This window comes from Microbacterium sp., assembly GCF_030149085.1.
In the GTDB taxonomy this organism is placed as follows: domain Bacteria; phylum Actinomycetota; class Actinomycetes; order Actinomycetales; family Microbacteriaceae; genus Microbacterium.
This window is the reverse complement of record NZ_JASBSF010000079.1, coordinates 1-9,981: the sequence shown is the minus strand read 5'-3', so window position 1 is coordinate 9,981 and position 9,981 is coordinate 1. Positions and strand designations below refer to the sequence as shown.

Genomic DNA, 9,981 nt, shown 5'->3' with positions numbered 1-9,981 from the left:
GAAGATCTCGTTGAACGAAGGAACGTCCGGCAGATCTGTGAGGGCTTCGTTGACGGATGCCGGCGGCAAGCGCTTCGGGAATGCGCCGATCTCGCTCGTGTCGTAGAACGCCTGGATGTGCTTGCGGGAGCGTGCGATGGTGACCGCGTCGAGTAGCTCGAAGAAGTCGAAGTCGAGCATCTGCAGGATGCGGTCGGCGGTGCGCTCTTCGGCGGGGAGTTTCGACCACTCGTTGAAAACGGTCTGCGCGTCCCGGAAGACCCGCTCGACCGATGTCGAGAGCGTGAGCTTGGCGGCGAGAGTGTCGCTCTCACCCTCGTAAGCGAGCTGCAGCTGATTCTTGAGATCGTTGAATCGGTTGTTCACCGGCGTCGCCGAGAGCATCAGCACCTTGGTCTTCACGCCTTCGCGGATGACCTGCCTCATGAGTCGCTGGTATCGCGACTCCTTCTCTTCGGCGTAGTCGGCGTTCCGGAAGTTGTGCGACTCGTCGATGACGACCAGGTCGTAGTTGCCCCAGTTGATGCGATCCAACCGGAGCCCGAGCGACTCGCCTCGCGTGCGAGAGAGGTCTGTGTGCGCGAGAACGTCGTAGTTGAAGCGGTCGCTCGCGAAGATGTTCGTCGTGAGGTTGGCGTTGTAGTTCGTCCAGTTCTCGGCGAGCTTCTTCGGCGCGAGGACGAGCACTGACTTGTTCCGCAGCTCGTAGTACTTGATCACGGCCAGAGCGGTGAACGTCTTTCCGAGGCCGACGCTGTCGGCGAGGATGCAGCCGTTGTAGGTCTCGAGCTTATTGATGACTCCTGTAGCGGCATCCCGTTGGAAGTTGTACAGGCTCTGCCAGACCTTGGTGTCCTGGTAACCGGTGCGATCGTTGGGAAGCACATCTTCGCTGATGTCGTCGAGGAACTCGGCGAAGATGTTGTAGAGCATGAGGAAGTAGATGCGCGCCGGCGAGTTCTCGGCGTACACACTCGCGATGTGGTCGTAGACGGCCTGCGTGACGTCGTTCAACTGGCCCGGGCTCGCCCAGATCTGGTCGAACAGGTTGAGGAAGCTGCTCGCCTCTGGGGCGCCCTCGAACTTCGTGACCATGTTGGATACGGCATTGCCGCGCTCATAGCCGAGATCAGCGGTGGTGAAGCCCTGCAACGGCATGTACGCGGCGCGGTTATCGACGACTGCGAACTGCTGCATCTGGTGGCCGCTGGCATTCGATCGGAATGTGACCTTCTCGCGCACCCACGCTGCGCATTCGCGCGCGATCGCACGCTGCGTCAGCTGGTTGCGGAGACGGATCTCGAACTCGGACCCGTACAGAGACCACTCTGCATGAGGGATGAAGAACTCCCTGCGGTCTTTGCGCAGCTTGTCTGTCACCTGCCCGTTGCTGAACGACGGTGACGTGAAGATGAACTCGAGTTCTTCGACGTGCTCGAGTTCTTTGCGCAGTGCCTCGAAAGCGAAGATCGAGAAAGTCGACGCGGCGATGCGCACCTTCGAGCCGCGGCCGATCTCGGACTTGAGATCGTCGCCGAGGAGGTCAGAGACGTTGTCGATGATCCGCATGGTCAGGCGCCGCTCCTCGCGCCGCCGCCACGCACCCAGTCGTCGACCTCGCTCGCCTGGAACTTCCACAGTCGCCCGACCTTGTGCGCCGGCATCCCCTTCTCAGCGATCCATGCGTAGATCGTGTCTTTCGTGACGCCGAGGTGCACAGCGATGTCATCGGCAGACAGCCATGGCTCGGACATACACGCTCCCATGCGGATTGAACCGGATGTATCCGGGTATGGCCGATGCTATCGGGAACCCTCGCCGCCGTCGCCACTGGCGTGCCCGACGTCGTCAACGGCCGCCAGCAGCTCTTCGAGGTGCATGTGAAGTTCGTCGTACGCCTGCATGTAGAACATCAAGTCCATGTTCGACGGCGGCGTGTCGTCGAGGTCGGCGACGACCTCGCGCGCCACGCGGATCGCTGTCTGCAGTCGGGTCTCGATTCCCGGCAGGCTCTGGATCCAGGTGTCGATCACCCTGAACGGGATCGGCGCGAAGTCGTGGGCGTCGACGCCGACGTGGAACTGGTGACCGTTCGGGCCGTGGTCGCGGGCGTGCGTGTGTCCGTGGAGCAGCGGGATGCCGTCGTCCCAGCGTGGACGATGCGACGTGTGTCGATCCTGTTCCTGGCTATCGCCGCCGTAGGGGTAGTGCGAGGCGATGATCCTGTACCCGTGGCGGGTTCCCTCAACAACCTCCGGGAGGATCTCCCAACCCGCCGCTTCGTAGACGGGCAGGGACCGCTCAATTGCCCGTTTCGACTGTGTCGCGGGCGAGACGCGATCGTGGTTTCCCGGCACGAGAAGCCTGCGCCCGTTGAGCCGCGCGGTGAGCCCGATCGACTCCTCGATCGGGCCGAGCGCCACGTCACCGAGGTGGAGAACGACGCTGCCGGGCGAGACCGTGTCGTTCCACCGGCGCACGAGGTCGTCGTTCATCTCGTCGACGGTGGAGTATGGCCGACCGGCGAGTTCGCTGATGCGGGCGTGGCTGAAGTGGGTGTCGGACGTGACGAAGTCGACTTGATCGAAGTCGAACGTCGGATAGTCAAGCATCGCGAACCTCGTCGTCGGCGTTCATGTCGAAAGTGCGCAGGAGTAGCCGTTCCACGTCGCTCACCGGCTCCGGAGGAAGGTCCTGGATCTCGTCGCTGAGCCGGTCCAACGTCTCTTCGATCAGTGGGCGGTGTTGGTTGCGCCAGGCGCGGATCCCAGGATCGCGCAGGAGCCCGGATTCTGTGCTCCCTTCGTAGTCGAGCAACAGCTCGGTGTCGATCACCGACGCCATGACGCGCGCATCGACGTTCGGCGACGAGCGCAGGCTCGACAGGTGGGTAACGGCATCCGAGTCGGACATGTCGATGCGGTAGCGCTGGATGTCGCCGTACTCAGTCGTCTCCGTACGCACGTGCGTGACCCTAACGGAGCGGTCGCCGATGACGATCTCGCGCATGCATGCTCCTCGATCCGAGCCCTCCAGTTCAGCGAGGCTCGTTCTCTTCGGCGTCGGCTGTCACAACCACGCGGCCAGGCCTGATGACGTCATCATGCCCTGGGATGTAGGAGATCGTTCCGAGTCGGCTCCAGTAGCTGATCAGCCAGCGGTGGAGCAGGTCGAGTTGCTCGTTGCGTTGGACGACCATCCGTCCCGGATCGGGGATCGCAGTGTCCCAGTCATCGACCTCGAGGACGGCCTCGATGAGCTCAGCACATGTTGGACCAGTTCCGTGGGTGTCCCACCACGTGCGAGTCACGAGGCCAGCGTGGTTGGCGGTCAAAGTCCCGTCGGGTTCATCGATCGTGCCGAGCAGAGCCCCGAAGTAGGGATCCTCTACTGCGGTCGCGAATGACTCATAGCGATCCTCACCGACGCCCATACAGGAAGGATGCCATACGGAATAGGCATCCATGGCAAGTCTTGCGCGTGTACTACCGACCCGCTGTTGCCGCTTCCCACTGAATCGTGAAGGTTCCTGCAGCGCGCGCGTCGGCCTCGGCTTCGAGCCGCAGTGCATAGTCCCACGTGGGGTGGACGGCTCGCTGATAGATTCTGACCCGGTCGGGCGTGACCTCGTCGGTTCGCCGGACAAGTCCCAGCTGCTTGAGTCGCTTCAACAGGGCATGGATCGTGCTGGTCGACAATCCCGTCGACGCTGACACCGAAGGCGTGGAGAACTTTCCATCGGACGACCGCGCGATCTCCGCCATAAGCGCGAGCATGTGGTTGCTCCCGAAGGCTAGCTTCGAGAGCTCCTCGCTCTGCTCGGTTGGCACGGTCTCCACCGCCTCATTTTCGCATGAGGCGCTCAGCGCGGCAGGAGCATCGCGGGGCGTGATCCGACTGCGTGGCGCATTGTTGTGTATCTGACGCACCCCAGCGTAAATGTCACATTCACTACCCGCATCCTTCGGCGTGCGAGAAGTCTCAACACGAAGAACTCTGCCCGCGTGTCGAAGCTGCAGAACGAACGACATCTCCGTACGTTAACGAGTCAAGAGTTATGAGTCCCGTTTCTTGATTCGTAGGAGATCACCGTGCCAACGCCGCCACCCCGGTACACGCTGCGATTTGATGGGAATGATCTCGAGCGGGGCAAACTGGCGGACCTCGAGGCTCGACACGTCTTCGAGGCCGAGCCTCGCCGGACGTTCCGCTGGCATCGAGGACAGCGGCACTACCCGGGCCGCTACTGGTCCGCGACCACGGAAGGCTTCGTCGGGTACGAGAGTCGCCTCGAGCTTGCGGCGCTGCTCCTTGAGGACTTCGACAACCGGGCGGTTCGGATCGCCTCTCAGCCGTTCGAGCTGATCGCCGATCGAGACGGTATCGAGCGAAGCTATGTGCCCGACTACATGGTCGAGCACGGCGACCATCGGGTCACAGTGATCGAGGTCAAGCCGAAGCGCCGACTGGAAGACCCGGAGATCGCTGGTGCCCTCAGATGGGCGGGGGACATCGTCCGTTCGCGCGGATGGGCGTACCGGATCGTCAGCGAACCGGAGCCTGCTCTGCTCTCAAACATCCGCTTCCTCGCGGGGTATCGACGCCTCTGGCAATTTCCACAGCTCGACGTCGAGATGGTCGAGGCGGCCATCCGCCCGTCAGCCACGCTCGGCTCCGCCCTCCGGAGCGCCGGATCCGCCCTGAACGACGTTCCCTATGCCCGAGCGGTCGTGCTGCACCTGCTCTGGCGCCGCTCGATTCGCTGCGACCTCACTTCCGCCCTAGCCACCCACACCGTATTGGAGTTGCCATGAACCACACCTTCGATATCCGCGTCGGCAGCACTGTCTCGTTCGACGGCTGTCTCTGCACCGTCATCGAGATCGCCGGCGACGCCGTTGTCCTCGTCGACGGCGCGAAGAAGACCCGACGCGTGCGGCTCGTCGAGCTTCTCCGCGACGCAGCGGACGCGTTCGGTCTTCCGTCCGATGAAGCTGCACTCACACCGCTTGCGCTGATCTGGGCGGACGCGACGGAAGCGCAACGCGACGAGGCGCGACGAAAAGCGGCCCACGTTCGAGAGATGCGAACCGGTTTCGCGTCGGGGATCCCGACTCTCGCGCAGCCGCACGAGCCAAGACCGGAGTACAACCCGAAGCTCACCACCATCCACGAACGCCGTCGAACCAAGGCCACGGAGCTTGGTGTGAGCCCGAAAACGCTCAAGCGCTGGGACGATCGCTTCGACGATGGCGAAGATCTCGCGCTGCTCGACTTCAGGAAGACGTCCTGGACGCCGGCGCTCTCTGGCCTCGACCCGCGCTGGGTGGACATGTGCCGACGCGTCGTCGAGGAAAACGTGCGCGGCGCCAAGCGCAGTGTGACGACCACGCTCGCGATCGTGTTGGCGAGGGTCAAGCGGGAGTATCCGGACGTCGACGTCCGAATCCCTTCCGAGTCCACCGCTCGTGACGCGGTCGCTGAGCTCACCCGCGGCAAGGGAACGTTCGGCGCCAGCATGCGCGCACAACGATCGATCGAAACGCGCCCGCCCGTGCCCTACGGCCGACTTGTCGCCACGAGACCCGGCGAGTACGTCGTGCTCGACACCACGCCCCTCAACGTCTTCGGCGTCGCACCCGTCACTGGCAAGTGGATGCGCGCCGAGCTGACGGTCGCACTCGACCTCTACGACAGATCTATCCTCGGACTCCGCCTCGCACCCGTCTCCACCAAGGCGGTCGACGTCGCGGGAGTGCTGATGGAGGCGCTGTCACCCCGCGAGATGCCGGCCGAGTGGGGCGACCGAGCTACCTGGCCCTTCCATGGCGTGCCGGAGAACATCGTCATCGACGTCGAGAACCTCAAGGCGTTGCGGTTCCGCCGACCCGGCATCCTTCCCGACACGATCATCATCGATCACGGTAAGCCGTTCATGTCGATCCACGTCGCGAGCGTGTGCCAGCGACTTGGGATCTCCATCCAGCCCGCACATGTCTACACCGGCACCGACAAGGCGTGGGTCGAGCGTTGGTTCCGGACCATCGACGAGATGCTTCAGGAACTGCCCGGATACAAGGGCAAAGACATCGCGTCCCGCGGCGAGGCGCCGGAGAGCGAAGCTGTTTACACGATCCCGCAACTTGAGCAGATCATTCGCGAGTGGATCGCCACGGTCTATCACCTCCGCCCGCATGGCGGACTTGTCGACTCCCAGCTGCCCGCAGCGAAGATGAGCCCGGCGCAGAAATTCGAGCAGGGCATCGCGGTTGCCGGCCGCATCCGTGTCCCGTCGAACCCGGACCTGCTGCTCGAGATGCTCCCCGTCGTGAAGCGCAAGTTCAACCACTACGGCGTCGAGGTCGGCACGCTCCGCTACAACGGCGAGATCGTGGGGAAGTACTACGACCGGTCGCGGGCGATGGCGAAGGGCAAGCGGAAGTGGCAGTTCTCGGTGAATCCCGACGACTTCTCGCAGATCTACTTCAACGACCCCGACGACAACTCCTGGCATGTGCTCCGTTGGGAGCACGCCCCGAAAGTCCCCGTGCCGTTCAGCTTCGACGCTCTCGAGTACGCGAAGGGCATCGCGCTCGACCGCCGCAACGGGGTCAATGTGTCCGAAGCGCTCGGCGAACTCCTCGAACGATGGGGTGCTGGCCGTGCGAGCACGCCCGCCGAGAAGCGCATCAGCGCGCGACTTGCCGCCCAGCTTGCCGAGACGGCGGACGGCCCGGACAGCCCGTTCTTCCCGCACATCGCCAAGCAGATCGCGAAACAGATGGCGGGACCGGACCTGAGCGAGGAGCTGGGATTGGTGTCGGTGACGCCGCCTCCGGTGAGCGAGAAGCACGATCCGCTTGCGCTGAGCGCGCAGGAGCTCGTCGGCGAAGACCTCGATGACTTCGATCTGCTGGAGGACCTGTGATCCTGCCTCTGGAGCGCGACGAGCTCCTCTCGCGTTGGGAAGGTTGGCGGCACTTTGCAGAAGATCCCGCCCTGGAGAAGCCGCAGAGCCTGTCCGCCAAGCAGATCGAGAAGCTCAGCGAAGACGAACGTGTCGCCTACGACTACCACCGCGAGCGGTACCACGCGAACTTCCTTGTGACGACACCGCAGGTGAAACGGCTCAACGTTCGGCTGTGGGATCTCCTCGATGCCAACCAGCAGGGCCCGTCACGGGTCAAGGGCGCGGCGATCATCGACTCGCCGCCCGGACTGGGGAAAACCACGGCGGTCGACGCGTTCGGACGAGCGTTTCACCGCCGGCAGATCTTGCGACACGGGAAGGACTTCGACGAAGGGCAGACGCTGCACATCCCCGTTTGCCACGTCGCGTTCAAGGGCAATACGACCACGCGCGCCCTCAACGAGGCCATCCTGAACTTCTACAACCACCCCTCCTCCGACGCCGCGCAGACCCGCTATCTGCGGAACCGCAACCTGGCCACTCTGGCTGCTGAGTCGGTCCGTCGTCATGGTACGCGGCTGATCATCGTCGACGACGTGCACTTTTTGAAGATCCACACCGACGAGGGAGTCGCGCTGGCCAACGAGCTGAAATGGCTCGCGAACGAGTACCCGGCGACCTTCCTCTTCACCGGCGTCAACATGGCCAGCACTGGGCTGCTCAGCGAAAGCAAGACCGACAAGAAGCTCGCGATGTCGCAGATCGCGAGGCGTTGGACACGTCTGACTCTTCCTCCATTCGCGCACCCGGTCGGTGAGCACCGAAAGACCTGGATGACACTGCTGGGCGCGATCGACGCGCGCCTTGTGCTGGCCAACGCGCGACCGCACATGCTCCGTGAGCAAGCGGACTACCTCTACGAACGCTCAACAGGGATGATCGGGTCGCTCTTCAAGCTGATCACTCTCGGTGCCGTGCACGCCATGCGTGACGGCACTGAGGAACTGACCCGGGCGGTGCTGGACGAGATCGACATCGACGTGGCGGCGGAGGATGCACGGGAGGTCGTTGCGATGGAGCTCGAGGAGAAGAAGCTTGCCGCCGCCAAGCGGAGCAAGCCTCGGTCCGTCGCATGAGCCTTCGACGCCTGCTGCACGTGGCTATGCCGCTCCCGGATGAACCTTTCGACTCGTGGGTCGAGTTCATGGCCCACAGCTACGGGGCCACTGTCGGCGAGATGGCTCGAGCGCTGGGGCTCAGCGACAGCGAGGGTGTGCCTGGCGCGGGATCTCAATCTTCACGGACCTGGTCCACCGCGCTCGAGCCCCAGCAGCTCCGCAACCTCGAGCTGACGACCGGGCGGTCGGGCGACGAGTTCCGTGCCATGACCCGCACCACGTTCGCCGCGAACGCCATCCGCCTCACACCTCAGGGACGCATCAGCGCGTCCTGCCCGGCCACGGGAGTAGCCGCCCGCTATTGCCCGGAGTGCCTCGCCGACTCCGGGGGTCGATGGCGCCTGTCGTGGCAGTTCCCATTCGGGTTCGCCTGCCTCCGCCACAAGCGTCTGCTCGTCGACGCGTGCCCGGGCTGCGGCCAGCCTCCGCGGCTCATCGGACATCCCCTCACGCTTGTCCCGGAGCCGGGACGCTGCCACAACCGACCAGCAACCGAATCGACCGTGTTGCGGGCGCGTTGCGGTGCGGACCTGACCTCGAGCGAAGTGTTCGTGGCGACGCACTCCGAGACGCGCGAAGCGCAACGACTGATCTTGAGGGTCGTCGCCACTGGCATCGGCGAGTTCGGCATCTACGAAGACGGCCGACCGAGCACGATCCAGGTCCTGTCCGACACGCTGCTGCTGTCTCGGGCGGGACGACAGGCGCTCGTCGACGGAGAGCGATTCGAGTGGATGCCGGAAGGCCAGGCTGACGCGAGCCCGATCACGTCCCACCGACGTACCGGAAAGGTAGATCTGCGGCCAAATACCGCCCGAGAGGTTGCGCTCGGCAACACCATCGCCTTCGAGGCGCTGCAGGCCGGCGAACGAATCACCGACCTGCTGCGCGGACGCGTCAGCATCCACACGGCACTCGACCACTACTCCCCATCCCTGCGCGACCACGTGAGTCGTGCGCTCGGACGAACGAGACGCCCGACCGCGACCCTTCAAGCCGTGAAGGTGTGGCTGACCGACCCGGAAGTTCGCGCGGCGAAGCTCCCAGCGGTTCTCTGGCCGGAATGGACCGCCCGGCTCGCACCACGGCGGCTCGACGCTGAGATCGCCGGCGGCGCTTTGGCGGCGGCGGTGGTCTTCGTTGGGACACGACTCACTCACGGTTCAGCGATCAAGCTCCTCGATCAGGAGGCCAAGGGACGTCAGGTCAGCCACGTCATGCGCTCCCTTGGCCGCAATGCGCCCGAGGCCGACACGATCCGCGCGATCGCACGGCTCGCTGCGTTCCTCGACGAAACTCCGACGCCGATCGACTTCGCACGCCGCCGGACGATCGACTACTCCGGCATTCTGCCTCGTGACGAGTGGCGCGAGATCTGCCGGAGCAAGAATGTGCTGCCGGGTGGGGTTCGCCGTTGGCAGGTCGCTCGAGCACACCTCTACGTGCTGCTCAGCGGCAACAGGCTGGCGCGGGCACCGTTCGCCGACGAGCTCGGGTTCCCTCCTTACGCGGCGGTACGGGAACTTCGAGCCAGTATGCCGGCTGCCGTCGCGGCGGCACTCGACACGGCTGGCGCTGACTTCCTGAGGCTGCAAGGCGTCGACGAGCCCGTCTCGTGGGTGCCGGAGCTGGAGGTCGTCGGGGTCTCAGACGAGCTCGCCAGCCCGTACGAAGGACGATGGCCGCAAGCCCGACCCGCCCGAGCTGCGGTGAACTCGGTGCGCGCGGTCGCGGCATACTCCTCAGGGCGCTCGGTCGGCGAGATCGCGTTCGACCACGGTGTCGCCCGTCAGACGGTCGGTCGCGTGCTCGCGGCCGAGGGAGTGGAGACGCGCCGCGGTCGCAGAAGCACGGCGATCGACCCGGAATGGCTGCGCGAGCGCTACATCGTCG

10 protein-coding genes are annotated in these 9,981 nt (G+C 64.5%); 4 read left to right on the top strand and 6 right to left on the bottom strand.

Going from position 1 to position 9,981, the window contains the following annotated elements; translation table 11 throughout:
- The 6 genes from Q1V87_RS03325 to Q1V87_RS03300 form a co-directional block, all read right to left on the bottom strand.
- The coding region (locus Q1V87_RS03325) for an SNF2-related protein (RefSeq protein WP_300590841.1) at positions 1 to 1,569 on the bottom strand (1,569 nt) is incomplete at its 3' end.
- 2 nt (positions 1,570 to 1,571) lie between these two features.
- Positions 1,572 to 1,754, bottom strand: coding sequence for a helix-turn-helix domain-containing protein (locus Q1V87_RS03320; protein WP_274646310.1), 183 nt, complete (start codon positions 1,752 to 1,754; stop codon positions 1,572 to 1,574).
- 48 nt (positions 1,755 to 1,802) lie between these two features.
- Positions 1,803 to 2,612, bottom strand: coding sequence for a hypothetical protein (locus Q1V87_RS03315; protein WP_300590840.1), 810 nt, complete (start codon positions 2,610 to 2,612; stop codon positions 1,803 to 1,805).
- On the bottom strand, positions 2,605 to 3,009 hold the full coding sequence (locus Q1V87_RS03310; protein WP_300590839.1) for a hypothetical protein: 405 nt from the start codon (positions 3,007 to 3,009) through the stop codon (positions 2,605 to 2,607). Before Q1V87_RS03310 ends, Q1V87_RS03315 begins: the two co-directional genes overlap by 8 nt.
- Before the next feature lie 28 nt (positions 3,010 to 3,037).
- A complete protein-coding gene (locus Q1V87_RS03305; RefSeq protein ID WP_300590838.1) occupies positions 3,038 to 3,466 on the bottom strand; it encodes a hypothetical protein in 429 nt (142 codons plus the stop codon).
- A 19-nt stretch (positions 3,467 to 3,485) separates the two neighbouring features.
- Positions 3,486 to 3,839, bottom strand: coding sequence for a helix-turn-helix domain-containing protein (locus Q1V87_RS03300; RefSeq protein ID WP_300590837.1), 354 nt, complete (start codon positions 3,837 to 3,839; stop codon positions 3,486 to 3,488).
- A gap of 252 nt (positions 3,840 to 4,091) precedes the next feature.
- On the opposite strand from Q1V87_RS03300, the gene Q1V87_RS03295 reads away from it, so the two are divergent.
- The 4 genes from Q1V87_RS03295 to Q1V87_RS03280 form a co-directional block, all read left to right on the top strand.
- Complete coding sequence (locus tag Q1V87_RS03295) at positions 4,092 to 4,814, top strand: TnsA-like heteromeric transposase endonuclease subunit (protein ID WP_300590835.1); 723 nt, start codon at positions 4,092 to 4,094, stop codon at positions 4,812 to 4,814.
- A complete protein-coding gene (locus tag Q1V87_RS03290) occupies positions 4,811 to 6,928 on the top strand; it encodes a hypothetical protein (RefSeq protein WP_300590834.1) in 2,118 nt (705 codons plus the stop codon). The genes Q1V87_RS03295 and Q1V87_RS03290 overlap by 4 nt, the downstream gene beginning before the upstream one ends.
- Positions 6,925 to 8,046 (top strand): ATP-binding protein, encoded by a 1,122-nt coding sequence (locus Q1V87_RS03285; protein ID WP_300590833.1) that lies wholly within the window; start codon positions 6,925 to 6,927, stop codon positions 8,044 to 8,046. The genes Q1V87_RS03290 and Q1V87_RS03285 overlap by 4 nt, the downstream gene beginning before the upstream one ends.
- Positions 8,043 to 9,981 (top strand): TniQ family protein (locus Q1V87_RS03280; protein ID WP_300590832.1); only part of this gene is annotated, 1,939 nt, incomplete at its 3' end. The genes Q1V87_RS03285 and Q1V87_RS03280, both read left to right, overlap by 4 nt.